Genomic DNA, 24,149 nt, shown 5'->3' on the forward strand with positions numbered 1-24,149 from the left:
TGAGCGGACTCGGGGGCTTGCGCAACACGGTCCGCCAGGAACTGGTCGCCCGCCAGATCGACGAGCAGATAGCGGCCCGTTTCCCGGTGGGCCAGCGACTGAGGGTCCTGGACGTCGGTATGGGCCAGGGCACGCAGGCGCTGCGGCTGGCCCGGGCCGGGCACACGGTGACCGGCCTGGAGTCCGACCCCCAGATGCTCAAGGTGGCCCGCGAGGCACTGACCGGCGAGCCGGAAGGCATCCGTGAGCGTGTCCGGCTGATCGAGGGCGACGGCCGGGAAACCGGGGCGCACTTCCTGCCGGGCAGCTTCGACGTGGTGCTCTGCCACGGCGTGCTCATGTACGTCGAGGAGCCGGACGCGATGCTGGCGGGCCTGGCCCGGATGCTGGCACCCGGCGGTCTGCTGTCGCTGCTCGTACGGAACGCCGACGCGCTCGCGATGCGGCCCGGGCTCGCCGGGGACTGGCCGGCGGCCCTCACCGCCTTCGACACCGACGCGTACACCAACCGGCTCGGGCTGCCGGTGCGGGCCGACCGGCTGGAGCAGCTCACCCGCACCCTCGACGGGATCGCGGCACCGCTGCACGCCTGGTACGGGGTGCGTGTGTTCACGGACAACGTGAGCAACAAGGAGGAGCTGCCGCCCGCGCAGGAGCTGGAACAGCTGCTCGCCGCGGAGGACCGCGCGGCGCGGACCGAGCCGTACCGGCGGGTCGCGGCACTGCTGCACCTGTGCGGGGTGCGCGGCTAGACCCTCTGCGGGGGAGCCGGTTGCCGTTCTCCACCTGGCGGGCCGGAAGGTCCGTCCGCAAGCTCATCACGGCCCGCACAACGCCCGCTATCAGCCGGCGGGCGTCGCGGTGGCCGAGGTCAAGCTGGTCCGCGCCGCGGACAAGGCGGGCATCAGGCCCGGGGGACGTCATCATCGGATCGACGACACCGGGATCACCACGATCACCAGCCTCGCCGAGGCCCTGGCCGCGGACCGACCGGGCCAGAAGGTGCGGGTGACGTATCCGAGGGACGGCAAGAAGCGGACCGCCGAGGTCACGCTGGGCGAGATCCAGGCCCTGCCCGGTGGGTCAGGGAGCGCCCGCCGCGGAGCGGCTGGTGTCACCGAGGCGCCGCGAGCCCGGCCCGAGAGGCCGGACAGGATCCGCGAGTGCCGGCCGGGGGTGCCGGGGACGTACCCCGGCACCCCGGACAGCGGGTTGTGTCAGGCCTCTTCCGCGTGGAGGCTCATCGGACCGTAGATCTCCGTGCTGTCCTCGAACAGCCGGACCTGGTCCGCGCCGCCCTCCGTCAGGGCCTTCCAGACCTCGCCGATCCAGGACTCCGCGTCTCCCTGCGTGGTGAACTCCTCCGGCTGCACCGCCGGCTGAACCTCCGTACCGTCCGCCTTCTCGAACCGCCACGTCCACGCCATGTCCGCCTCCAGGGTCCGGTTTCCTGCCCGCAGCGTAGCCGGGCGCGCACCGACTGCGCCGACACGGGAGGATCGTCATCGTGGAACTGACTCTGCTCGGCACCGGAGCCCCCAGCGGGCTGCCGCGCCCCGACTGCCCCTGCGCCGCCTGCGCCTCGGCGCGTGGTGAACAGGCACGTGCCGCGACCGCGCTGCTCGTGGACGACGCGCTGCTGCTCGACCTCACGCCGGGCGCCGCCCTGGCCGCCGCCCGTGCCGGGCACTCGCTGACCGGTGTACGGCAGGTCCTGCTGACGCATCCGCACGGGGGGCCCGCCGTCGAGCTGCCGCCGGGGCTGCCCACGGCGGGACGGGTGCCGGACGGCCGGGAGCTGACGCTGATCAGCGGGCACAGGGTGCGGGCCGTCGCCCTGGACGCGCCCGGCACGGGGTACGAGGTCGCGGCACCGGACGGGGAGCGGCTGCTGTATCTGCCGCCCGGCGGCGGCCCGGCCGGCCTGGACTCCAACGGTCACCTCCAGGCGTACGACATCGTGGTCGCCGATGTCATCGGCCGGCCCGATGCGCTGGCCCGGCTGCGGGCGTCCGGGGCGGTCGGTCCGACCACCGATGTCGTGGCCGTGCACATCGACCACGACGTGCCGCCCAGCGCCGAACTGCACCGGCAGCTGGCGGCCGCGGGCGCGCGGGCGGTGCCCGACGGCACCACGCTGTACGCCGGCGAGTACCACGCGGTGCCCGATGTGCCGCGGCGCACACTGGTGACCGGCGGGGCGCGCTCCGGCAAGTCGTACGAGGCCGAGCGGCGGCTGGAGGCCTTCCCCGACGTGCTGTACGTGGCGACGGGCGGCGGCCGGGCCGGCGACGCCGAGTGGGCGGCGCGGATCGCCGCGCACCGCGAGCGGCGGCCCAGCTCCTGGCGCACCCTCGAGACCTGCGAGGTCGTGCCACTGCTGGCGGAGGAGGGTCCGCCGCTGCTGATCGACTGCCTGTCGCTGTGGCTGACGGACGCGATGGACCAGGTCGGCGCCTGGGACGAGGCGGCATGGGAGGCGGGCGGCGAGGAAACACTGCGCGCCCGGGTGGCGGAGCTCGTCGCCGCGGTGCGGGCGACACGGCGTACGGTCGTCGCGGTGACGAACGAGGTGGGGTCCGGGGTGGTTCCGGCCACCGCGTCCGGGCGGCGGTTCCGCGACGAGCTGGGGCGGCTCAACGCGGCGTTCGCGGAGGAGTGCGAGCATGTGCTCCTGGTCGTCGCCGGCCAGGCGCTGCCACTGCGCTGAGGTCCGTTGCGAGGTCCGGGGCCTAGGATCACCCTGTGCTGAACCTCGACGACTTCTCCGACCTGATCCAGCGCCCCGACAGCGGTGTGCGGCGCGATGCCGAGGAACGCCGGGAGCGGCTGGTCGTGCCACCCCGGGCGCTCGGGCGGCTGGACGAGCTGGGCGAGTGGCTGTCGGCCGCGCAGGCGTCCGTACCGGTCAAGCCCATCGAACGGCCGCGGGTGGTGCTGTTCGCCGGTGATCACGGGGTGGCGGAGCTCGGGGTGTCCGGCCGGGCGGCCGGGACCGCGCACCAGCTGGTGCGGGCCACGCTGGACGGGGAGAGCGCCGCCGCCGTGCTCGCGCGGCGCCTCGGCGCATCGGTGCGGATCGTCGACGCGGGCCTGGACTGCGACCCCTCGCTGTTGCCGGACGAGGTGGTGCGTCACCGGGTGCGCCGCGGCAGCGGACGTATCGACGTAGAGAACGCCCTCACCACGGAGGAGGCCGAACAGGCCGTACGCCTCGGGATGGCGATCGCCGACGAGGAGGCCGACTCCGGCACGGATCTCGTCGTGCTCGGCGATCTGAGCGTCGGCGGCACGACGGCCGCGGCCGTGCTGATCGCCGCGCTGTGCGGCACGGACGCCTCCGTGGTGACGGGGCGTGGCGGCGCGGGCATCGACGACCTGGCCTGGATGCGCAAGTGCGCGGCGATCCGGGACTCGCTGCGCCGGGCCCGGCCGGTGCTCGGCGACCAGCTGGAGCTGCTGGCCACGGTCGGCGGCGCCGATCTGGCCGCGGCGACCGGATTCCTGTTGCAGTGCGCGGTGCGCCGGCTGCCGGTGATCCTGGACGGTGTGGTGTCGGCGGCGTGTGCGCTGGTCGGCCAGCGGGCCGCGTTCCGGGCGCCGGACTGGTGGCTGGCGGGTCAGCTGAGCGGTGAGCCCGGCCAGGCGAAAGCACTGGACCGGCTGGCGATGAACCCCCTGCTCGACCAGGGCGTCTCTGTCGGCGAAGGAACTGGTGCACTGCTCGCCCTTCCCCTCGTGCAGGCCGCGGCCGCCCTGGCCGCGGAGCTGCCGGAGCGCGCGGAGAGCGATTCCGGCGACACGGACTGACCGGCCCGTGGAGCGCGGTGCCCCGACACGATCGTGCTACGAGGGGATGGTCCGGTGCTCGGTGAATGGGCGTCGCTGTACACGACCGTACGCACCGCGCTGGCCGCCCGGCGTTGGCGGGCCGTCCCGATGACGCTCGGGGCGGTCTGTCTGACGGCGCTGTTCCAGCTGGTGCAGAACCAGCCATGGGGCTTCGGTCCGGTGCAGACCGTCGGTTCCGTACAGGCACAGGACCCCCTGTGGGAGTCGCTGCTGCGCACCCCGCTGTCGCTGTTCGTGCCCGCGCTCGATCTGCCGGTGTGGGGCGCGCTCGCACAGATCCTGCTGGTGTTCGGCATCGCCGAGATCTGTCTCGGGCGCCGACGCACCCTGGTGATCGCGTATGTGTCGACGCTGGCCGGGACGTTGTACGCGCGGATCGGCCTCGCACTGGGCCCGGAGAGCCCGCTGGGCCTGCCCGCGTCCGACGCGGTCGTCGTCGACACCGGTCCGTCCGCGGCGGTCGTGGGGCTGGCGCTCTACGTCTGCTGGCTGCGCCGGGCCCGGTGGACCGGGGCGCTGGTGATCGTGGCGATGGTCGTCGAGGTGCTGATCAAGAACAACCTCGCGGGCAAGGAGCATCTGACGGCCGTCGCCGCGGTCCTGGTGCTGTGCGCGGTCTCGGCGGTACGGGCCGGCCGGCCGGCTCAGCGCCCGGTGCCGGGCCCGGACCGGGGATCACGGTCCTGGGCCGAGACCTTCTCCTGAAAGCCGCCGATCAGATCCTGGAATCTGCGCCGGGGGCCGGCCCAGCGGCGGTCGTGCCGGTAGGCCCGCAGCCGCGCCCTGGCGCGGGCCTTCGGGCGCCGGGCGTACAGCCGTCTCGCCCACGGGGAGCCGGGCCGGGCCAGCCGGACCGCGCCGAACACCGCGACCAGCGGCACCAGGCAGCCGATCAGCCCCATCCGCAGCTTGCCCTTGAACAGCGTGACGACGGCGAAGCAGAAATTGAGCAGCAGTACGACGATCACCAGGCGCCGGTCGGTCTGCTCCTCGGCGGTCATGTCGTTCACCCCGAACGGCGCGAAACCGCACAGAAGCAGCAGCACCAGAGCCACCGTCATGACGACCGTCTCCACGCTCTGGCGGCCCTGATCGCTCCAGTACACGTCGTCGAGATGCAGGATCAGCGCGAACTCGTCGAGCAGCAGCCCCGCGCCGATACCGAACACCACCGCGGACACCGCCAGGCCCACATCACTCTCGAAAGCCGCCACCGCCCCGAAGCCGCCCGCGACGGTCAGCAGCACGCCCGGCACCACATGGTGGATGTGCACCCCGCCCGACACGACATTGCGGAACGGCCCCCTGCCGGCCCGGATCATCCGGGTGATCGCCCGCGTCACCACAAAGGTCAGCACGAAGGAGGCCAGGGCGAGAAGCAGCGGCAGCTTCCCCGGCTCGAGGATGTTGCGGTAGAACCAACCCACGCGACTCACGGTGCCACGGAGCCGGATAGCCTGCGCGCGATGAATCCCATGGACGGCATACGTTTCGCCTTCGGCACCCTGACCGTGCTCCCTGTACGGGTGACGCGCTGGGACCGCGAGGCGGCCCGCGCCGGAATGCTGGCAGCCCCACTGGCCGGTCTGGTCGTCGGTCTTCTCGCGGCGGCGGCCGGCGGGCTGCTGCTGTTCCTGGGCTCGGGGCCGCTGCTCGCCGCGGTGGCCACGGCGGCCGTGCCCGCCGCCCTCACCCGCGGACTGCATCTCGACGGACTCGCGGACACCGCCGACGGGCTCGGCAGCGGCAAACCCGCCGAGGACGCGCTGCGCATCATGAAGCAGTCGGACATCGGCCCGTTCGGGGTCATCACGCTGGCCCTGGTCCTGCTGGCCCAGGTGGCGGCACTGGCCGAGCTCTACGCCGACGGCTGGACGCGCGGCGCCGTCGCCGCCGTGCTCGCCGCGGTCGCCGCCCGGCTCGCCCTCACCCTCGCCTGCCGCCCTGGCGTCCCCCCGGCCCGCCCCGAGGGCCTGGGCGCGGCGGTCGCAGGGACGGTCCCGCTTCGTGCGGCCGTGGCCGTCGCCGTGCTGGTCACAGTGGCCTGCGCGGGCGCGGGCGCGCTGTTCGGTGGGTACGGGGCGCTGCGTCATGGCGCCGCGGTGGCGGCCGCCCTGGGCGCCGCGCAGGTGTTGCTGCGCCACTGTGTGCGCCGCTTCGGCGGGGTGACCGGCGATGTCTTCGGCGGGCTCGCCGAGACCGCGGCGACCACCGCGTTGGTCATTCTGACGCTGGGCTGACCCGGACATGACGACTCGTTGGACTGTGGTACAGACTCTCCGTATGCCGCGACGACTGTTATCGCCTCTTCTCATCCCGCTGGCCCTGGGCCTGGCGGGCTGCAGCCAACCCCGGGTATGCACCCTGATCGGGGCGGACTCCGGGGTCACGGTGCGCTGGCGTTCCGCGGACTTCGCCGACGCCGGTCCGGCCACCTTCCGGCTGTGCGTCCGGGACACATGCGAGGAGCACACCTTGGACGTCAGCCAGAACGAGGAAGGGTTCCTGACGCTGCGACTGCCGGACGACATCGGTGCCGTCACAGTACCGGTGCGCTTCACGGTCACCCCGATCGCCGGCGGGCAGGCCGTCCTCGACGCGCGGGCGAACGCCCGGCTGAAGGAGTCGCACCCCAATGGCGAGGAATGCTCATTCACGGTCTTTCAGGCAGGTTTCCGCGCGGACCGATCCAAGGGCCTCACCTCCAGCTACTGAGCGCGCCGTTCGCTCAGCAGGCCCTGCGCCAGGCGCCCACGCGTCTCATGGGGCGCGCTCCCGGGCGTGCGGCAGGGTGCCTCAGGGGGCGGGGCGCCGCCCGGGGTCGCGACACGGGCGTCGGGCGGTGCGGGTCCCGCGCCGGGCGGGTGGCTCAAGGTGCTGTACGTGGCCGGACAGCTGGCCGGCGCCTGGCGCCGCCGACGCCGGGGCTGAGAAGTGGACGACCTGCCCCCGGCGCCCTCTGCTCAGGCAGCCCGGGCCAGGTCGGACGTCGGCGCGAGCTCGAACCACAACAGCTTGCCGCCCCGCCCGAAGAGGTCGTCGCCCAGCAGGTGTCCACCCCAGTTGTCGGCACAGAGCTGCACCAGCAGCAGCCCACGCCCGCCGTCGGAGTCAACCGTGCCCACGCCGGGCACCGCAGCCCCGGGCGGCTTGTCGAACGGCGCCGGAATGACGGGGTTGGTGTCCCACACGCCGACCCGCAGCCATCCGCCCTCCATGGACCGCAGCCGCAGAGCGGCAGGCCCGTCGGAGTGCCGGTAGGCATTGGTGACCAGCTCGCAGACCAACAGCTCCGCAGTGTCGAGTAGTTCTCCCATGTCGTGCCCGCCGAGCACGGCCCGCAGGGTCATCCGTGCCACGCGCGGGGCGCGTGGATCGTGAGGGAGCTGGAGACTGTACGACCAGGGTGCGTGCGGGGATACGGTGTCCACGGAAGTCTCCTTCAAGGAGGTGGAGTTGGATCACTGGCGACAAGACTGCGCGGTGGCAGTGCCGCGACTCCGATATGACGCGGTGCGCTTCCGGCTTACCAATCAAGCCAGTTGAGTGGCCTGAGTCACACCGTAGGCGAGCCACTGGGATACTTGCTACCAGTTCATAGAGAACTACCCAAAGTGACCTCCTGTGGGCGATGCATCCGCACGTATGTGCACGCAGAACGGAGAGCCGTGCCCCCCAGCACAACCCCCACCCTTCGCCAGCAACGGCTCGGCATCGAGCTGCGAAAGCTCCGGGAGCATGCCGGTCTGACGTCAACCAGCGCCGCATCCCTGCTCGGCATCAGCCAAGCACGCATCAGCAGCATCGAGTCGGGTCGCTATCCGGTAAGCGCCGAACGTGTACGGGCCTTCGCCCGTAGCTACGACTGCGCCGACCACGCACTTATCGAGGCCCTGTGCGCCATGACCGGGGGACGCTCCCGGGGCTGGTGGGACGATTACCGCGAATATCTCCCCGCCGCCCTCGTCAATCTGGCCGAACTCGAGTACCACGCCAGTGAATTGCGGGTCGCCCTCGTCATCCACATCCCAGCGCTGCTACAAACGACCGACCATGCGCGGACTCTGTTCAGCGAGGTGGCGCCACCCCTGCTGCCCTACGAGGTGGAGCACCGCCTGTCCCACCGCGTCAAGCGCCAGGGGATCCTCTACGGGGACCACCCGATCCAGTACACCGCAGTAATCCACGAGGCAGCTCTGCGCATGGGCTTCGGTGGCCCGAAGATCGCCAGAGCCCAGCTCCGGCACCTCATCGACATGAGCGAGCACGACAACATCACCGTGAGGCTGCTTCCCTTCGGAAGCAGCCCGTTCCCAGGGACAGGGCAGTCCATCGACTACGCATCCGGGCCGGTGCCACAACTCGACACCGTGCAACTCGACACCCACTTCGGCTGCGAGTTCCTCGATGCCGAGGCTCAGCTCGTCAAGTTCCGGTCCGTGCTCGACCGCATGGAGGCAGCAGCCCTCCGGCCGGCCGAGTCACGCAACTTCATCCATCAGCTCGCGCAAGAGATCTGAGAGGCAGTGCGAAGTGTCCACGCTCCAGTGGCGGAAGTCCTCCTACAGCGGCGACGGCTCCAACTGCGTCTGCGTCGCCGTCTCCCCTGACGGAACTGTCCTCCTCCGCGACAGCAAGGCCCCCGAGACCACCGTCACCACCACGCCCCACGCACTGCGCGCACTCATCGCCGCTCTTGCCTCGGAGAGACTCGGGCCGAGCCCCTCAGTCACGAGCATCCCGCACTGATCATCAGGACGGCCACGGACCTGATTCCCACCACAATCGCTTATGGCTTTGCATGCCTACCTGAAGTACTGGCTAGAGAACGTCGCCGCCCACCACCTGAGCGAGAACACCCACACCGCTACACCGCCTGCGTTCGGCGAGAAGAAGCTCACCAAGCTCACTGCCAAGGACGTCCGCACCTGGCTCAACCAGCTCCGCATAACCTGCCAGTGCTGCACCCGCGGCCTCGACACCCGGCGTGACCAGCCCTGCTGCTGCGCAGTACTGGGACCTCCTCCACAACAGTGACGACGTCTACATCTGGGGCCGCAAGCCCGGCCCCTGACAGCCGCCTCGACAAAGGCACGACAAGGACCGCCCCCGGCAGACGCGTGGCTGCCGGGGGCGGTCTTGTTCTCACGCCTGCCGAGTCATCAGGCAGTAATCATCCAATGCCCAGCGCAAGTACTGCCAGGACCAGAGCAATGTCGGCAGACCAGCACCGACGAACGATCGTGCGTTGCACGAGGTTGGCCTTTTGCCGCGAAGCAGGGGCTTCCGACACTCGCCTTCGAATCTCCTCGACCGCCCGGTCAGACGTCTTGAAGAAGAGATCGAGAACCGCCGAAAGCGACGGCTGTCGGCAACAGGTGAAATGAGGGCCACGGACGGCGGATCAAAAGCGGGCCACTCCCGGATCTCTTGATCATCCTGACTTCACTGGACTGGAGTCAGGAGGAAGCGAGGGTGATCCACGTGGAGGACTGGGCCGAGATCCGTCGGCTGCACCGGACCGAGGGGCTGTCGGCCCGGGCGGTGGCCCGGCAGCTGGGGATCTCCAGAAGTACGGTGCTGCGGGCGGTGGCCTCGGACCGGCCGCCGGCCTACCAGCGGGCGCCGAAGGGCTCGGCGGTGGACGCGGTCGAGCCGGCCATCCGGGAACTGTTGAAGCAGACCCCGCCGATGCCCGCCCCACGCAAAACGCTCGGCTGGGAAACCCCGGCCGAGCGCCTGCATAAACTGCTCGCAGCCTGATCAGCATGACGACGTGTTGCTACAAAGCGACCACCTCTGTCCGGGCTTCCGGGCTTTATGCCGGATGCCGAAAATCAGAACTTCTCCGTCGAGCCGAGGGTAAAGCCATGGGTCAAAGCGACTCAGCATTACGCACAACGATCCCAAGTATGACACCTAGGATTGCCGATATTGGCGCCGCGTACTGCATCGGAATGGTCGCCATCAAAATGATGGCCACAATGAGGGTGACTGCGAATCCGATGGACATTCTCATGCCGAAACTCAAAGCGTAGAACGCCTTCATGGGATTAATCATTCCGATTCCACTCAGTCGAGTTTTGCCAGCTCAGCGCGAAGTTTAGCAAGAGCCATTTCTGTTTTTCCTAGCTGCAATTCCAGCCGGACTGCTGCATCGTCTACAGCGGCACTTGTGACAGCTCTCGCCCCGCCTTCTGCCGCTCGGCCCGTCAACTTAGCCGCCACACCTGCCCCGATGCCCCCGCTCGCGGTCATTGCCCAGAAGGTCGGCTCGCTGTACATATCGTCGCCGTGGTACGTGGTGTAGTACCCGACGGCAGCTGCTGAGGCTCCTACGGCAGCACCGCAGACCACAGAGGCGCCGCACATAAATCCCCCGACGAATCCGCTAATCGCTATAATCCCCGCAGCATACGGTTCGTATTCATCGATGGCGACGTCTGAACAGTGTGTCGGGTTGCCCCCCAGGAGACCACAGAGCAACTGGAATGCCTCGGCCACCACCCTGGAGGCGGGCGACTTCAACGGCGACGGGCGTGACGACCTCGCGGCCCTGTACGGCTACGGCGGCACCACCACCAAGACGTGGGTCTTCGCCACCGCGCCGACCGGTGCCTTCGGAACGCCGAAGACCTGGTGGACCAGCACCACCTTGGACTGGAAGCGTGCGCAGGTACACGCCGGCGATTTCAACGGCGACCGTCTCGACGACATCGCCATCTGGTACGACTACGCCGACGGCAGCGACAAGGTCTTCATCACTCCCTCCACCGGGTCGGGAACCTTCGGTACGGCCGGTGTCGCACTGACCTCCCCTGTCGGTGGGTGGGACGTGTCCCAGAGCCGCCTGGTGGTCGGTGACTACAACGGTGACGGCCGAAGCGACCTCGGTGCGATGTACAACTACGCCGATGGCAGCGTAAAAACGTGGACGATGACCACGAAGAGCGACGGCACATTCAACGCGGCCGTAGCCGGCTGGGCTACCAATACCAGCGCCTGGTCGTACGCCCACACGCGTCTGTTCAGCAGCTACAACTAGTTCACTCCTACCTGGTCCCGGCAGCCGTACGGCTGCCGGGACCAGCCTTTCCCATGACCTGGATCTCGCTCGCTTCCCCGCGGCCGGCGGGGCCGGGAGGGTGAAGACGTTCTGCGGGGTCGCGAAGTACGCACCTTCGGGGTCAGGCCCGGCGCATCCAGGGTGAAGCTGAACGACACCGGGCCAGCCGGCTGCCCGCCCAGGACTGGCGCGCGGGCTGACCCGTGTCACTGTGGCCCGCCGTGTCCTGAGCGAGTGCTCCGCGTCAGCAAGGGCGGCGCCAGGCGCCCAGTTCGTACTTCTTCAGCATCGAACTCAGCCCGAGCGTGCGGGACTGCGGGCAGAAGCGGCCCGTCGACAACTCGTACTCGACGTGGAAGACCGCCTTGCCCGCGCGGATGAACGGGGTGAGCTCCGCACACTCGTCGTACTGCGCGCACTGCTCGTTGACCGCGAAGTCGAAGTCCCGCACCAGCTGCGGGATCTGGGGCAGGTCGTTCTTGAGGCCGACCGTCAGGCCGCGGGCGTGGGCGAGGCGGGCGATCAGGCGGTTGTAGCGCAGCTGGTCGGCGGCGGTGAGGGGGAATCCGGTGCGGTTGAGGTAGCCGTCCATGTTGTCGGGCTCGACCGCGTCGAAGCCCTTGGCCCGGCACATGTCGAGGCGCTCGGCCATCAGTGGTTCCAGGACGTCCGTACGGCGGATGTCGAGCCAGCGCTCGCCCCGCCAGCCGTTGGAGCGGCCCAGCACGGACCGGGGGAACTCGGCGGCGTCCGGGCGGAAGTCCTCCCAGGCTCCGGTGGAGAGATAGCAGATGACCTTCCGGCCGCGCCGGTGCAGGTCCTCGATCGTGGACTTCGGATGGTCGAAGCCGTCGATGTCGTAGACCGGCACGTCCACGGCCGGGTCGAGGCGGCCGCTGAGCTGCCACTGCCAGGCGAGGCCGGGCCGGGGCTGCCAGCGGGCGCGGGAGGCGGAGGGACCGTGGTCCGGTTCGGGGGTGGTCGCGCAGCCCGTCGCGAGCAGCAGCAGGACGAGCAGCAGGACGCGTCTCATCGGGCGGGCTCCAGGGTGTGCGGCAGGGTGCCCCAGGGGTGCGGTGCGTCGCCCGGAACCGCGCAGTGCACCGGGGTCGCGACGTGGGCGTCGGGCGGCGCGGCGTAGACGAGATGACAGAAACGGTTCGGCGGGTGCGCCGTCGTCCAGCGCGGGACCACGATGCTCCGGTACGCGTCCCAGGTGCCCTCGAAGGTGACCAGGACCTCGGCGAGTCCGGCGTACCCGGGGTGCGGATGGACCCCGTGGTTGAGCACCAGGGTGGCGGCGCCCGCCGCGCGGGCCGCCACCGCGAGCCGCCGGTAGTGGGGCAGGAGACCGGGACCGGCGGCCACCTGGTCGAGGAACGCCCCGTCCGCGCCGTACCAGTCGCGGTGCCGCAGCAGGTCCGCCACGACGGCGCCGTGCGGGCGCCGGCCGTAGCCGGTGTCCGTGTAGCCGAGCACCCGCACCCCGGCCGTGCGCAGCCGTTCCGCGACCGTCGCGAAGCCCGGGTCGGGGACGGCGCCCGGACCGTCCGCGGGGTTGAGTACGACGCCGTAGAGCCGGGGGGCGGCCGCGAGCACGGCCGCCCAGGCTTCGGGGCGGACGTCCGGATGCTCGTAGAACGGCACCAGCAGAGTCTTCACGAAATCGGTCCTCACACGCGGTGGGCGGTGGCCCGGCCCAACAGAACACAGACGAGCACGGCCAGTACGACCGCCGCGGCGCCCGCCACCGTGAGCCCGACCACGGCCGGGCTGCCCGTGCCCGTCAGCGCGGCCAGGGTCTGGGCGGCCGCCGCGGCACCGCACACGATGGCTGCGCTCAGCACCGCGCCGAAGGACTGGAGCAGCAGCCCCGTCCACAGCACCATGCCGATGAGCAGAAGCGTGGCCAGGCGGATGCCGCTCAGGCTCGGCGCGTCCGGCCGGAGCAGCGTCCCCGCGAGGGCGAGGAGCAGCAGGACGGCCAGGAAGCCGGCGAGGCACTGGGCGATCGTCGCCGTGGTGGCCCGCCAGAAGGCGCGCGGTGTGGTGCTGGCCCGCAGCCCGGCGAGGCTCTCGCTGCGGAAACGGTGCAGCAGCCACTCGGCGGGGCCCATGGCGAGGGTGAGCGCGACGGCCGAGGGCGCGCTCACGGCCGCGCCCGCGCCGTTCGCGAACACGTCGCCGAGGGCGGTGTGCAGGACGAGTACACCGCTGCCGAGGCCGAAGAGGCCGTACGGCACGGATGCGGCGAGCCTCGGCTGTTGCGCGCGGCCGGCGCTGCCGCGCCACGTTCGGCGGGCCGGAGTGTCCGTCCTCGAACGCCGGACGGGCATGAACGTGACGCCCCCTGCCGGTTCAACCGGAGTGTCCGTCCTCGGTCTCACCCGGCTGCCTCCCCCGGCTACCGCTGGGGGTGCCCCCAGCGGTGCCCCCAGGACGTGCCGGATCGCCGCGCCCGCCAGACAGGTCACCGCCAGCAGGGAGCCCGACAGCAGGAAGGTCCGGGCCGTCGGCGGGGCGTCGTACACCGTCGTCCAGGCCGCGCCCGCCGCCATCGGCAGCAGGGCGCAGAACAGGGCACGTTCGCGGCCCAGGACCAGCAGCACCGTGGCTGCGCCCAGGTAGAGGGCCTGGCCCGCGGCGAACGCGGCGGACGGCCACTGACCCGGGCCGGTGAACGCCGCCCCCGCGGCGGCTCCGAGCAGTGCGCCGGCCGGGGCGCCGACGAGGAGGGCGCGGCCCGCCGCCGTACGGTCGCCGAGGCCGAGCCAGGAGTGGGCGCGGTGGGAGAGGGTCTGGTTCCAGACCCAGCCGACGAGCGCGGCCGCCAGCAGCGGGCCGACGGCGATGGGGGCGAGCAGCGGGGCGGCCAGGACGTACGCCAGACCCGGCAGCGCGAAGACGATCCCGCGCAGCAGGCAGCCGAGCAGCGCGGAAGTGCGCCCGGGGGTCCCCCCGGCAGATCCGGGGGGAGGCTCCGGGAAGCGGCGCGGAACCTGGGCGTACAGGTCCGCGGCGAGCGCGAAGGAGTCCTCCCGGCCGTAGGTGAGCCTTATGTGATCGTCCGTCATGCCGTCGGATTCGAGGATCGCGGCGACCTCGTCCGGGTGGACGGCCGCCGCTATCAGCTCCTCCAGCCGTTCGGCGAGTTCCTCGACCGGGTCGGCGGCGGCCCTGCCGGGCCCCTGGCGGGGAATGCGGGGCAGGGTGTCCCGGCCCGTACTGCCCGGCTCGAGCCAGAGTGAGCCGCTCACCACACGGATCCTCCCCCGGACTCCGTCCGGGAGTACCCCCATGCCGCGAGCCCCGATGACCAGGGGTCGGTGAGCTGTACGGTCCAGTCCCCGGAGTCGACCGGCGCGGGCTCCGGGAAGCCGGCCAGCTCCCGGTAGATCCGCCGGAAGCCGTCCACCGAGCGGCGCAGGGTGAACTGTTCGACGACCCGCTGCCGGGACAGCCGGCCGAGTTCGGCCCGCCACTCCCCGTCCCGCAGCAGGGCCAGGGTCGCCTCGGCCATCAGCTCGGGCTCGCGCGGCGGTACGACGAGGCCGGTGTCGCCGACCGCCTCCCTGACCCCGCCCACATCCGTCGAGACGGTGGTGCGGCCGCAGGACATGGCCTCGATGATGCTGAAGGGGAAGCCCTCGCTGATGCTGGAGAGCATCACCACGCTGCCCGCCGCGTAGGCGAGGGCGACCTCGCTGATCCGGCCTTCGTAGGTGATGCCGTCGGTGACGCCGAGCTCGGCGGCGAGCTTCTCCAGCCTCGTCCGGTAGTCCTCGTTGCCCGCCGGCACCGGGCCGAACAGCCGCAGCCGTGTCTCCGGGAGCCGGTCACGGACCAGGGCGTAGGCCCGGATCAGGGTCTCCAGGTCCTTGATGGGGTCGATCCGGCCGCACCAGGTGAGCGTGGGCACTTCGGGTTCGGGACCGGCGAGCGGGAAGGCGTGCGGATCGACGCCGTTGTAGACGGTGCGGATGCGGTCGGGGTCCGCGCCGCCCCGCTCCTCCCAGCGGCGGTTGTACTGGTTGCACGGGGTGATGAGGTCGGCTTCGCGGTAGCCGAGCGAGTTGAGCTCTCGGTAGAAGCCCAGCATCAGGGCCTTGACGGGCCAGCGCTGGGCCTCGCTGCGATAGCCGAGGTAGCGCTCGCGCAGATAGATGCCGTGTTCGGTGAGGAGAAAGGGCACGCCGTCCAGCCGCCGCGCGGCGAGCGCGGGCAGGGTGGCGAGTCCGCTGCTGACGGCGTGTGCGACGCAGTCACCGGGAATCCGCAGGGCCAGCGGGCGCAGGGCGTGTTCCAGCAGGTCGGTGGCGGTGAGCGCGTCGTGCACGGTGGGTCCGGCCGCGGATATCTGCAGATGCGGCATGGTCCATATCCACATCAGCGACCGTACGACGGCTTCGGAGCGCAGGGCCGCCGAGAGCCGTCCGGCGCGGGCCAGTTCGGCGAGGGCGTACAGGCTCTCGCCGAAGTCGCAGCCGGCGGAGGGGTCGAGCAGAGCCAGCAGAAAGCGTTCGTATGTGTCGATGAAGCGGCGGCGCTCCCGGCCGAGCGGCGGCCGGTGCGCGCAACTGCCGTCGGCGGGCCCCCAGAGGGGGAACGCCGTGTGCCGGTAGACATTGGGCGGCAGTTCCCAGGTGACCGGTTCACGGCCGCTGCCGGTGAGGGCGACGACATTGAAGTCGACCTCGGGCATGCCGCGGACCAGTTGGTCGCACCAGGTGCTGACGCCTCCGTGAACGTGCGGATAGGTGCCTTCGGTGAGCATGGTGACGTGACGGCCACTGCTCGTCATCGTGGTGTCCCCCCAGAACGTGGTGTTCCCGGTGCTCGGTCAGGCGACCGGGAGCTTCAGCGTGACGGCCGACTGCAGCAGCTCGGGCGCGGTCCAGTCGGAGCGCTGCCCGGCGTACGGGGTGCCGAACGCGGTGATGCCGAGCAGGAGTTGCTTGCGGGTGCCTTCGGGTGCGGTGACCGCGGCGAGGACTCCCGACGGGGCCTTGACGGTGACGGTGTCCCCGATCCGGTACGCCGTGACGGTGCCGTCCGCGAGGGCCCTGTCCCAGGCGGCGCGGCGGGCGAGTTCGGTGCCGATGTCGCGCTGGCGCAGGTTGACGACCGGAGTGTTGTCGGCGAACAGGGCCCGGTAGTCCGCGAGGATCCGGTCGAGGACGGGATAGAGGATGCGCTCCTCGGCGAGGTTGGACTGGTGGACGTAGTGCGGGCGCGGATCGTTGGCCATGACATGGCCGAGGGCGATACGAGCCTCCTGCGGCACGATGTACGTCGCGTAGCCGGTGGTGACGTCCAGTGGTCCGGGCAGGCAGGTGGAGGCGGGATTGACGGCGCAGACTCCGCTGCCGCCGTCCGCCGTGTCGGTGTAGATCCAGTTGTACTCGTCGGTCATCTCGGCGGCGGTGCCGACGTTGTAGTACACGTTCATCGGGTGGCGCGGCACGGTCCTGGCCGGCCCCGCCTGGCGCTGCGCGGGCTCGCGGGAGTTGTCGCTGGCCAGCCACTTCACACCGGTGTCGGAGAGCGCGCCGGCGAGGTTCGGGTTGTCCACGGGCTGCTGCGGCAGGGTCTTCAGGCCGGAGTGCTCACCGGTGACGAGCTCGGCGCGGTCGACGGAGAGGCCCTTGAGGACGGCCCAGTTGTGGTTGTCGCGGATCTGCGCGGCGATCTCGGCGCGGGACATCCACCGGATGTTGCCTCCGGCGTCCTTGGCGCACTGCCAGGGCACGGTCGAGGTGTCCTGGACGCAGCCCAGGAAGGGGTGGCTGTAGGTGTGGTTGACCCAGCGGTACTTCGCCCGGTCGGCCACCAGCCGGTCGGCCAGCGGATCGCTGCCGCCGTGCTCGGTCTTCCACTCCTCGCCCGAGCCCGCGTTGTAGACCATGTCGAGGGTGAAGCCGGCGGACTGCTGCCACTGGGCGACGTACTGCGCGTCGGCCGCGGTCATCCGGACGGGCGTGGTGCCCTCTCCGTCGCCGCCGGCGCAGTCGAAGTCGCCAGGGGTGCAGTTGCGCACGGTGTCCCAGCGGGCGTCGGGCGCGAAGACGTCGTCGATGTGGACGGCGAAGTAGTTGCGGCTGCGGCCGAGGTGGACGCCCCGGGTGAGCCACTCGACGATGCCGCGGGACAGCGCCCGGAACTGCCGCTGGTACTGGTTGTAGGCGAAGGTCACCACCAGCTCGCGGCGGCCGTCGTGGGCGTACTCGCCTATCAGGCTCGCGCGTCCGCCGCCGGGGACGGGCATGTCGAGGTAGCTGGTGTAGCCCGCGCGGGGGCGGCCCGCGTAGCCGTAGCTCTCGTCGACCCCGGGAGAGTTGTCCTCGAAGGCCACCGGTCCGTCGAGGTATCGGAAGGGGCCCGCGGCCCCCGCGGGGGTCACCGCGGTCGCGGCGCCGTCGAGCACGCCCGAGTAACCGCCCTCGCTGGTGTAGTCGAGGCCGACGCCGGGATGCGCCCAGGTGTACGCGTCGACCTGCGGAATGCCGTAGGTCTGCTCGTACGCGGCGAGGGCGGCCAGTTCCGCGGATCCCTCCCCGAACGGATTCTCGTTGGGCAGCACCACGCCCTGGTACTTCGCGCGCGGCCGCCCGTCGACGGTGTCGCTGAGGAACGCGGCGTCGATCGCCGGCCGGCCCGCCGCACCGAGGCGCACCACCTGGTACGGGACACCGGTCCCCCTCAGCTCCGCGGTGATGGCCTCCACCGCGCCCCCGCCGTCGTCGACGACCAGCACCTTCAGGTCGATCCGCGGTGCCGCCGCGGCCTGCGCCGGCGGGCCGACGGTCAGCAGACCCGTCGTCAGCAGTGCCGCGGCGGCCGCTCTGCGCACGCCTGTGCCCCGTGTACTCATGTGAGCCCCCCTCACCGGACCCGCCCGCGATCGGGGGGATCTGTGGAGATGACGCGAAGGGACGGGTTCGCCCCTTGCAGGAATGAGCCGAGTGTGACTGAGGGTTCACGTTCCGAGGCGTAAACGTGAAAGAGACGCCACGGATGAGTGAATTGGTGCCGTCATGAGCGAAAATGGCCCCGCGCGTAGGCTCGTCGTCGGCTCGTACCCGGCCCGTTCTACGATGCGCCGGGCCCGGCCGAGCCACCCATCGGCCCACGAACTCTCAACGGAAGCGAGACCTCACCACCGTGACTGCTCTTACTCTCAGCACTGCCGGCGCGGCGACGCTGCGCGCCGACGCCATCGTCGTCGGCGTCGCGAAGGGCGCCAAGGGCCCGGTCGTCGCGCCCGGCGCCGAGGCCGTGGACAAGGCATTCGACGGAAAGCTCGCCGCCGTCCTGGAGACCCTCGGTGCCACCGGTGCCGAGGGTGAGGTGACCAAGCTGCCCTCCCCCGCCGGTCTGAAGGCCCCGGTCGTCCTCGCCGCCGGCCTGGGCAAGGCCCCGGAGAAGGACGACACCTACGGCGCCGAGGCGCTGCGCCGCGCGGCCGGCTCCGCCTCCCGTGCGCTCGCCGGTTCGAAGAAGGCCACGTTCGCGCTGCCGGTCGGAACCGTCGAGGACGCCCAGGCCGTCGCCGAGGGCGCACTGCTCGGTGCGTACGCCTTCACCGCGTACCAGGGCGGCGAGAAGAAGAACGCCAAGGGCAACGGCAACGGCAAGCAGCCGCTGGCCGAGGTCGTCCTGCTCGGCGGCAAGCCGCGCGACAAGGCCTACAAGGCCGCCACCGAGCGCGCGCTCGCCCTGGCCGAGGAGGTCAACCGCGCCCGCGACCTGATCAACACCCCGCCGAACGACCTCACCCCCGAGATCTTCGCCGACCACGCGACCGCGGCCGGCAAGGAGTACGGCCTCAAGGTGCAGGTGCTCGACGAGAAGGCGCTCACCAAGGGCGGCTACGGCGGCATCCTCGGCGTCGGCGTCGGCTCCACCAACCCGCCGCGCCTGGTGAAGATCGCCTACACCCACCCCAAGGCGGAGAAGCACCTGGCCCTGGTCGGCAAGGGCATCACCTACGACTCGGGCGGCATCTCCCTGAAGCCGGCCGGCCACAACGAGACGATGAAGTGCGACATGAGCGGCGCCGCCGCCGTGTTCTCCACGGTCGTCGCCGCCGCCCGTCTCGGCCTGAAGGTCAATGTCACCGGCTGGCTGGCACTCGCCGAGAACATGCCGTCCGGCTCCGCCACCCGGCCCGGTGACGTGCTGCGCATGTACAGCGGCAAGACCGTCGAGGTCCTCAACACCGACGCCGAGGGCCGTCTGGTGCTGGCCGACGCCCTGACCAAGGCCTCCGAGGAGAACCCGGACGCCATCGTCGACGTGGCGACCCTGACCGGCGCGATGGTGCTGGCGCTGGGTCACCGCCGCTTCGGCATCATGGCCAACGACGACGCCTTCCGCACCTCGATCCACGAGATCGCGGAGGAGGCCGGCGAGGACTCCTGGCCGATGCCGCTCCCGGCCGACCTGCGCAAGGGCATGGACTCCCCGACCGCCGACATCGCGAACATGGGCGAGCGGATGGGCGGCGGCCTGGTCGCCGGTCTGTTCCTGCAGGAGTTCATCGGCGAGGGCATCACCTGGGCCCACCTGGACATCGCCGGCCCGGCCTTCAACGAGTCCGGCCCGTGGGGCTACACCCCCAAGGGCGGCACCGGCTCCGCGGTCCGCACCCTGGTCCGCCTCGCCGAGCGCACCGCCGACGGCGACCTCGGCTAGTTCCCTTCGTCATCGGGCCCCGGACCATCGCACCTGGTCCGGGGCCCGGTGCGATTTCGCCGACGACGAAATCCGTAGTTTCATACGGTCGGGTTGTCCCCAAAGGCGGTCGATCCGCCGTCTCACCCCCCGGCCCTGCGTCCCGTCTTCAACGAACAAGTGCGAAGATGGGTCCTCGGCAGGACAGGGCCCCCACCACAGGGCCGAAGAAAAGCGGCCGAACACCAGCCGCCGCCCGGTCATCGAGGACCGGCGACCGGCGCACACGCTTGGAGGACGTGACGTGGCGAACGACGCCAGCACCGTTTTCGACCTAGTGATCCTCGGCGGTGGCAGTGGCGGCTACGCCGCGGCCCTGCGCGCTTCTCAGCTGGGCCTGGACGTCGCCCTGATCGAGAAGAACAAGCTCGGCGGCACCTGCCTGCACAACGGCTGCATCCCCACCAAGGCCCTGCTGCACGCCGGCGAGATCGCCGATCAGGCCCGTGAGGCCGAGCAGTTCGGTGTGAAGACCTCTTTCGAGGGCATCGACATCGCGGGCGTCCACAAGTACAAGGACGACGTGATCTCCGGCCTGTACAAGGGCCTGCAGGGCCTCGTCGCCTCCCGCAAGGTGACGTACATCGAGGGTGAGGGCCGGCTGTCCTCCCCCACCTCCGTGGACGTGAACGGCCAGCGCATCCAGGGCCGCCACATCCTCCTCGCGACCGGCTCCGTGCCGAAGTCGCTGCCGGGTCTGACGATCGACGGCAACCGCATCATCTCCTCGGACCACGCCCTGGTCCTGGACCGCGTCCCGAAGTCCGCCATCGTCCTCGGCGGCGGCGTCATCGGCGTCGAGTTCGCCTCCGCCTGGAAGTCCTTCGGCACCGAGGTCACGGTCATCGAGGGCATGAAGCACCTCGTCCCGGTCGAGGACGAGAACAGCTCCAAGCTGCTGGAGCGCGCCTTCCGCAAGCGCGGCATCAAGTTCAACCTGGGCACCTTCTTCCAGAAGGCCGAGTACACCGAGACCGGTGTCAAGGTCACCCTGGCCGACGGCAAGGAGTTCGAGGCCGAGGTCCTGCTGGTCGCCGTCGGCCGCGGCCCGGTCTCCGAGGGCCTCGGCTACGAGGAGCAGGGCATCGCGATGGACCGCGGCTACGTCCTGGTCGACGAGTACATGCGCACGAACGTGCCGACCGTCTCGGCCGTCGGTGACCTCGTCCCGACCCTCCAGCTCGCGCACGTCGGCTTCGCCGAGGGCATCCTGGTGGCGGAGCGTCTGGCCGGTCTCAACCCGGTCCCGATCGACTACAACGGTGTGCCGCGCGTGACCTACTGCCACCCGGAGGTCGCCTCCGTCGGCATCACCGAGGCCAAGGCCAAGGAGATCTACGGCGCGGACAAGGTCGTCGCTCTGAAGTACAACCTGGCGGGCAACGGCAAGAGCAAGATCCTGAAGACCGCGGGCGAGATCAAGCTCGTCCAGGTCAAGGACGGTGCGGTGGTCGGCGTCCACATGGTCGGTGACCGCATGGGCGAGCAGGTCGGCGAAGCGCAGCTGATCTACAACTGGGAGGCACTCCCCGCCGAGGTCGCGCAGCTCATCCACGCGCACCCGACCCAGAACGAGGCCCTGGGCGAGGCGCACCTGGCCCTGGCCGGCAAGCCCCTGCACTCCCACGACTAAGTCCCGGGCGCGACCACTTCCGCACTTCCCCTGGCTCTCGACTCCGCTCGAGCAGGGGAGACCCATCGTTAGGAGCAACCGAAACCATGGCGGTTTCCGTAACCCTTCCGGCGCTCGGTGAGAGCGTCACCGAGGGCACTGTCACCCGCTGGCTGAAGGCCGAGGGCGAGCGCGTCGAGCTCGACGAGCCGCTGCTCGAGGTCTCCACCGACAAGGTCGACACCGAGATCCCCTCCCCCGCGGCCGGCATCCTCGCGTCCATCAAGGTCGCCGAGGACGAGACGGTCGAGGTCGGCGCCGAGCTGGCCATCATCGACGACGGCACCGGCGCCCCCGCCGCTGCCCCTGCCCCGGCCGCCGCCGAGGCTCCGGCCCCGGTCGCCGCTCCGGCCCCCGTGGCCGAGGCTCCCGCCGCCCCGGCTCCGGCTGCCGCTCCGGCTCCGGCCGCCGCCCCGGCCGGTGCCGCCCAGGGCACCGACGTGGTCCTCCCGGCGCTCGGCGAGTCCGTCACCGAGGGCACCGTCACCCGCTGGCTGAAGGCCGTCGGCGAGACGGTCGAGGCCGACGAGCCGCTGCTCGAGGTCTCCACCGACAAGGTCGACACCGAGATCCCGTCGCCCGCCTCCGGCGTGCTGCTGGAGATCGTCGTCGGCGAGGACGAGACCGCCGAGGTCGGCGCCAAGCTTGCCGTCATCGGCGCCGAGGGCGCCGCTCCGGCCCCGGCTCCGGCTGCCGCTCCGGCCCCGGTCGCCGCCCCGGCCCCGGTCGCCGCTCCGGCGCCCGCACCGGCGCCGGTCGCGCCTGCCGTGCCGGCTCCGGCGCCGGTCGCCGAGCCCGCTCCGGAACCGGTCATCCCGTCGCCGAAGGCCGGTCTGGTCGTCGACGAGGGTGCGTACGTGACCCCGCTGGTCCGTAAGCTCGCCGCCGAGCACGGCGTGGCCCTGTCCTCGGTCAAGGGCACCGGTGTCGGTGGCCGTATCCGCAAGCAGGACGTCCTCGCCGCAGCCGAGGCCGCCAAGGCCGCCGCTGCCCCGGCCCCGGTCGCGGCCGCCCCGGCCGCCGCCCCGAAGGCCCCGGTGCTGGAGGTCTCGCCGCTGCGCGGCCAGACGGTCAAGATGACCCGGATGCGCAAGGTCATCGGCGACAACATGATGAAGGCCCTGCACGGCCAGGCTCAGCTGACCTCCGTGGTCGAGGTGGACATCACCAAGATCATGAAGCTGCGCGGCAAGGCCAAGGACGCCTTCCTGGCCCGCGAGGGCGTGAAGCTGTCCCCGATGCCGTTCTTCGTCAAGGCCGCGGCCCAGGCGCTGAAGGCCCACCCGGTCATCAACGCCCGGATCAACGAGGACGAGGGCACCATCACCTACTTCGACTCGGAGAACATCGGCATCGCCGTCGACTCCGAGAAGGGCCTGATGACCCCGGTCATCAAGGGTGCGGGCGACCTCAACCTGGCCGGTATCGCCAAGAGGACCGCGGAGCTCGCGGGCGCCGTGCGCGCCAGCAGGATCACCCCGGACGACCTGGCGGGCGCGACGTTCACGATCAGCAACACCGGCTCGCGCGGTGCGCTGTTCGACACGATCATCGTGCCGCCGAACCAGGTCGCGATCCTGGGCATCGGCGCCACCGTCCGGCGCCCGGTGGTCATCAACCACCCGGAGCTGGGCGAGACCATCGCCGTCCGCGACATGACGTACGTCGCGCTCTCCTACGACCACCGTCTGGTGGACGGCGCCGACGCCGCCCGTTACCTGACGGCCGTCAAGGCGATCCTGGAGGCCGGCGAGTTCGAGGTCGACCTCGGCCTGTGACCGTGGCGGCCGTCGGGCACAGGCCCGGCGGCCGGGGATCTCAACAACGAGGTCGGTCTCGGCCTCCGAGCCGGATCCGGCGTGTAACCAGCGGCGCCCCCACTCGGGACTTTCTCCCGGGTGGGGGCGCCGCTGTTGTGGACGTCTCCCCGCATCCGTCCCGCTCCGACTCCACGCGAAAGGGATAATGTCCCTCGTCAACCATGGCCGCGAAGGAGCATTTATGACCCACCCGCCAGTCGTCCACTCGTTGCGCGAGCACATCCGCGAGCACATCGTGGAAGGGATCGTGAGCGGGCGCTGGAAGCCGGGGGAACGGATCGTCGAGCGGCGTATCGCGACCGAGCTGCAGGTCAGCCAGACGCCCGTACGGGAGGCCCTGCGTGAGCTGGAGACGCTGCGCCTGATCGAGTCGGCACCGAACAAGGGCGTACGCGTCCGCAATCTCTCCGCGGCCGACCTGGAGGAGATCTACCCGGTACGAGCCGGCCTGGAGCAGATCGCGGCGGAGCTGGCCGTGCAGCGGCTCGCCGAGGACTGCTCGGCTCTGGAGCCGCATGTGGCGGCGCTGTACGAGGCGGACCGCAGGGCCGACGGCGAGGCGCAGGTGCGGCACACCGTGGGCTTTCACCGGGAGCTGGTGCGGGCGGCGGGCAACAGCGTGCTGCTGCACACCTGGGAGGGCCTGGGCATCGAGGTCTTCACGGCGCTGTCGATCCGCTGGCTGGGGACGCGCCAGCAGTCGTACGCGGAAGAGCACGACACGCTCGTCGAGGCGTTCAAGCGACGCGATCCCGAGATCGGCGCGCTCGTGAAGGCCCACGTCCTGGGCTGCGCGCCGCACCCCTGAGCGGTCCGGCGCGCCCTGCCGCCTCCGCGGCCCGAGCGCCCGAATCGCCCGGTTTGCGTTGACACCCCGTGCCCGTTTTCACGGCACGGAATGCCAATTTCGCAATTCTGGGCAGATTTATACCCTCAGGCTTTGATCGATCATCGATCAGGCGCTTACAGTCTTCCGCGGGTTCACCAACCCACCGCCTTGTCCTGC

Annotated in this window: 22 protein-coding genes and 3 pseudogenes; 16 read left to right on the top strand and 9 right to left on the bottom strand. The window is 70.9% G+C overall.

The window, feature by feature from the left end; genetic code table 11:
* The first annotated feature begins 17 nt into the window (after nt 1-17).
* Both ABD858_RS08765 and ABD858_RS08770 read left to right on the top strand, forming a co-directional pair.
* Entirely contained in the window at nt 18-752 is a 735-nt protein-coding gene (locus tag ABD858_RS08765; protein WP_345044368.1) for a methyltransferase domain-containing protein, read from the top strand.
* 88 nt (nt 753-840) lie between these two features.
* Nucleotides 841-1,062, top strand: a pseudogene (locus tag ABD858_RS08770) (PDZ domain-containing protein); the annotation flags it as partial.
* Between the two features lie 155 nt (nt 1,063-1,217).
* Here the strand turns inward: ABD858_RS08770 and ABD858_RS08775 are convergent.
* Nucleotides 1,218-1,427, bottom strand: coding sequence for a hypothetical protein (locus tag ABD858_RS08775; RefSeq protein WP_345035658.1), 210 nt, complete (start codon nt 1,425-1,427; stop codon nt 1,218-1,220).
* Between the two features lie 80 nt (nt 1,428-1,507).
* On the opposite strand from ABD858_RS08775, the gene ABD858_RS08780 reads away from it, so the two are divergent.
* The 3 genes from ABD858_RS08780 to ABD858_RS08790 are packed head-to-tail and all read left to right on the top strand — an operon-like array spanning nt 1,508 to nt 4,557.
* On the top strand, nt 1,508-2,710 hold the full coding sequence (locus ABD858_RS08780) for a bifunctional adenosylcobinamide kinase/adenosylcobinamide-phosphate guanylyltransferase (protein ID WP_345035659.1): 1,203 nt from the start codon (nt 1,508-1,510) through the stop codon (nt 2,708-2,710).
* Nucleotides 2,711-2,748: 38 nt separating this feature from the next.
* Nucleotides 2,749-3,810: a nicotinate-nucleotide--dimethylbenzimidazole phosphoribosyltransferase gene (cobT, locus tag ABD858_RS08785; RefSeq protein WP_345044370.1), complete on the top strand. Its 1,062-nt coding sequence runs from the start codon at nt 2,749-2,751 to the stop codon at nt 3,808-3,810.
* A 54-nt stretch (nt 3,811-3,864) separates the two neighbouring features.
* Complete coding sequence (locus tag ABD858_RS08790; protein ID WP_345035660.1) at nt 3,865-4,557, top strand: hypothetical protein; 693 nt, start codon at nt 3,865-3,867, stop codon at nt 4,555-4,557.
* Here the strand turns inward: ABD858_RS08790 and ABD858_RS08795 are convergent.
* Nucleotides 4,497-5,279 (bottom strand): hypothetical protein, encoded by a 783-nt coding sequence (locus tag ABD858_RS08795; protein ID WP_345035662.1) that lies wholly within the window; start codon nt 5,277-5,279, stop codon nt 4,497-4,499. The two genes, ABD858_RS08790 and ABD858_RS08795, sit on opposite strands and share 61 nt — an antisense overlap.
* A 48-nt stretch (nt 5,280-5,327) precedes the next feature.
* Between ABD858_RS08795 and ABD858_RS08800 the strand changes: the two genes are divergently transcribed.
* The gene (locus ABD858_RS08800) at nt 5,328-6,092 is read left to right on the top strand and encodes an adenosylcobinamide-GDP ribazoletransferase (RefSeq protein WP_425586313.1); all 765 of its coding nucleotides are present in this window, start codon (nt 5,328-5,330) and stop codon (nt 6,090-6,092) included.
* A 43-nt stretch (nt 6,093-6,135) separates the two neighbouring features.
* Nucleotides 6,136-6,567, top strand: a complete 432-nt coding sequence (locus tag ABD858_RS08805; protein ID WP_345035663.1) for a hypothetical protein — start codon at nt 6,136-6,138, stop codon at nt 6,565-6,567.
* A gap of 248 nt (nt 6,568-6,815) precedes the next feature.
* On the opposite strand, the gene ABD858_RS08810 is transcribed toward ABD858_RS08805, so the two are convergent.
* Nucleotides 6,816-7,283 (bottom strand): ATP-binding protein, encoded by a 468-nt coding sequence (locus tag ABD858_RS08810; RefSeq protein WP_345035664.1) that lies wholly within the window; start codon nt 7,281-7,283, stop codon nt 6,816-6,818.
* A gap of 237 nt (nt 7,284-7,520) precedes the next feature.
* On the opposite strand from ABD858_RS08810, the gene ABD858_RS08815 reads away from it, so the two are divergent.
* The 4 genes and pseudogenes from ABD858_RS08815 to ABD858_RS08830 form a co-directional block, all read left to right on the top strand.
* On the top strand, nt 7,521-8,372 hold the full coding sequence (locus ABD858_RS08815; RefSeq protein ID WP_345035665.1) for a helix-turn-helix domain-containing protein: 852 nt from the start codon (nt 7,521-7,523) through the stop codon (nt 8,370-8,372).
* 13 nt (nt 8,373-8,385) lie between these two features.
* Entirely contained in the window at nt 8,386-8,601 is a 216-nt protein-coding gene (locus ABD858_RS08820) for a DUF397 domain-containing protein (protein ID WP_345035666.1), read from the top strand.
* A 51-nt stretch (nt 8,602-8,652) separates the two neighbouring features.
* Nucleotides 8,653-8,862, top strand: a pseudogene (locus ABD858_RS08825) (site-specific integrase); the annotation flags it as partial.
* A gap of 465 nt (nt 8,863-9,327) precedes the next feature.
* Nucleotides 9,328-9,576, top strand: a pseudogene (locus tag ABD858_RS08830) (helix-turn-helix domain-containing protein); the annotation flags it as partial.
* 151 nt (nt 9,577-9,727) lie between these two features.
* Here the strand turns inward: ABD858_RS08830 and ABD858_RS08835 are convergent.
* Nucleotides 9,728-9,901 carry a hypothetical protein gene (locus ABD858_RS08835; protein ID WP_345035668.1) on the bottom strand — a complete coding sequence of 58 codons (174 nt, stop codon included), beginning with the start codon at nt 9,899-9,901 and terminating at the stop codon, nt 9,728-9,730.
* A gap of 384 nt (nt 9,902-10,285) precedes the next feature.
* Between ABD858_RS08835 and ABD858_RS08840 the strand changes: the two genes are divergently transcribed.
* The gene (locus ABD858_RS08840) at nt 10,286-10,897 is read left to right on the top strand and encodes an FG-GAP repeat domain-containing protein (protein WP_345035670.1); all 612 of its coding nucleotides are present in this window, start codon (nt 10,286-10,288) and stop codon (nt 10,895-10,897) included.
* 265 nt (nt 10,898-11,162) lie between these two features.
* Here ABD858_RS08840 and ABD858_RS08845 read toward each other — a convergent pair whose 3' ends face one another.
* The 5 genes from ABD858_RS08845 to ABD858_RS08865 are packed head-to-tail and all read right to left on the bottom strand — an operon-like array spanning nt 11,163 to nt 17,789.
* Nucleotides 11,163-11,951 carry an endo alpha-1,4 polygalactosaminidase gene (locus ABD858_RS08845; protein ID WP_345035671.1) on the bottom strand — a complete coding sequence of 263 codons (789 nt, stop codon included), beginning with the start codon at nt 11,949-11,951 and terminating at the stop codon, nt 11,163-11,165.
* Nucleotides 11,948-12,580 (bottom strand): spherulation-specific family 4 protein, encoded by a 633-nt coding sequence (locus ABD858_RS08850; protein ID WP_345035672.1) that lies wholly within the window; start codon nt 12,578-12,580, stop codon nt 11,948-11,950. The genes ABD858_RS08845 and ABD858_RS08850 overlap by 4 nt, the downstream gene beginning before the upstream one ends.
* 11 nt (nt 12,581-12,591) lie before the next feature.
* Nucleotides 12,592-14,175 carry a hypothetical protein gene (locus tag ABD858_RS08855; protein WP_345035673.1) on the bottom strand — a complete coding sequence of 528 codons (1,584 nt, stop codon included), beginning with the start codon at nt 14,173-14,175 and terminating at the stop codon, nt 12,592-12,594.
* Nucleotides 14,172-15,719 (bottom strand): GT4 family glycosyltransferase PelF, encoded by a 1,548-nt coding sequence (gene pelF / locus ABD858_RS08860; RefSeq protein WP_345035675.1) that lies wholly within the window; start codon nt 15,717-15,719, stop codon nt 14,172-14,174. Before pelF ends, ABD858_RS08855 begins: the two co-directional genes overlap by 4 nt.
* 39 nt (nt 15,720-15,758) lie before the next feature.
* Nucleotides 15,759-17,789, bottom strand: a complete 2,031-nt coding sequence (locus tag ABD858_RS08865; protein ID WP_345035676.1) for a hypothetical protein — start codon at nt 17,787-17,789, stop codon at nt 15,759-15,761.
* Nucleotides 17,790-18,079: 290 nt separating this feature from the next.
* Here ABD858_RS08865 and ABD858_RS08870 point away from each other — a divergent pair, with 290 nt between their 5' ends.
* From ABD858_RS08870 to ABD858_RS08885, 4 genes are all read left to right on the top strand, one after another.
* A complete protein-coding gene (locus tag ABD858_RS08870) occupies nt 18,080-19,612 on the top strand; it encodes a leucyl aminopeptidase (RefSeq protein ID WP_345035677.1) in 1,533 nt (510 codons plus the stop codon).
* A gap of 283 nt (nt 19,613-19,895) precedes the next feature.
* On the top strand, nt 19,896-21,284 hold the full coding sequence (lpdA, locus tag ABD858_RS08875) for a dihydrolipoyl dehydrogenase (RefSeq protein ID WP_345035678.1): 1,389 nt from the start codon (nt 19,896-19,898) through the stop codon (nt 21,282-21,284).
* 86 nt (nt 21,285-21,370) lie between these two features.
* Complete coding sequence (gene sucB / locus ABD858_RS08880) at nt 21,371-23,101, top strand: 2-oxoglutarate dehydrogenase, E2 component, dihydrolipoamide succinyltransferase (RefSeq protein ID WP_345035680.1); 1,731 nt, start codon at nt 21,371-21,373, stop codon at nt 23,099-23,101.
* Nucleotides 23,102-23,324: 223 nt separating this feature from the next.
* Complete coding sequence (locus ABD858_RS08885) at nt 23,325-23,951, top strand: GntR family transcriptional regulator (protein ID WP_345035681.1); 627 nt, start codon at nt 23,325-23,327, stop codon at nt 23,949-23,951.
* Nucleotides 23,952-24,149: the final 198 nt, after the last annotated feature.

The organism is Streptomyces sannanensis (genome assembly GCF_039536205.1).
GTDB lineage: Bacteria > Actinomycetota > Actinomycetes > Streptomycetales > Streptomycetaceae > Streptomyces > Streptomyces sannanensis.

Coding starts and splice junctions, on each gene's coding strand:
- pelF (WP_345035675.1), bottom strand. CDS start 15,719: ATGACGAGCAGTGGCCGTCACGTCACCATGCTCACCGAAGGCACCTAT.
- ABD858_RS08805 (WP_345035663.1), top strand. CDS start 6,136: ATGCCGCGACGACTGTTATCGCCTCTTCTCATCCCGCTGGCCCTGGGC.
- ABD858_RS08885 (WP_345035681.1), top strand. CDS start 23,325: ATGACCCACCCGCCAGTCGTCCACTCGTTGCGCGAGCACATCCGCGAG.
- ABD858_RS08840 (WP_345035670.1), top strand. CDS start 10,286: ATGGCGACGTCTGAACAGTGTGTCGGGTTGCCCCCCAGGAGACCACAG.
- ABD858_RS08865 (WP_345035676.1), bottom strand. CDS start 17,789: ATGAGTACACGGGGCACAGGCGTGCGCAGAGCGGCCGCCGCGGCACTG.
- ABD858_RS08775 (WP_345035658.1), bottom strand. CDS start 1,427: ATGGCGTGGACGTGGCGGTTCGAGAAGGCGGACGGTACGGAGGTTCAG.
- sucB (WP_345035680.1), top strand. CDS start 21,371: ATGGCGGTTTCCGTAACCCTTCCGGCGCTCGGTGAGAGCGTCACCGAG.
- ABD858_RS08835 (WP_345035668.1), bottom strand. CDS start 9,901: ATGAAGGCGTTCTACGCTTTGAGTTTCGGCATGAGAATGTCCATCGGA.
- ABD858_RS08800 (WP_425586313.1), top strand. CDS start 5,328: ATGGACGGCATACGTTTCGCCTTCGGCACCCTGACCGTGCTCCCTGTA.
- ABD858_RS08845 (WP_345035671.1), bottom strand. CDS start 11,951: ATGAGACGCGTCCTGCTGCTCGTCCTGCTGCTGCTCGCGACGGGCTGC.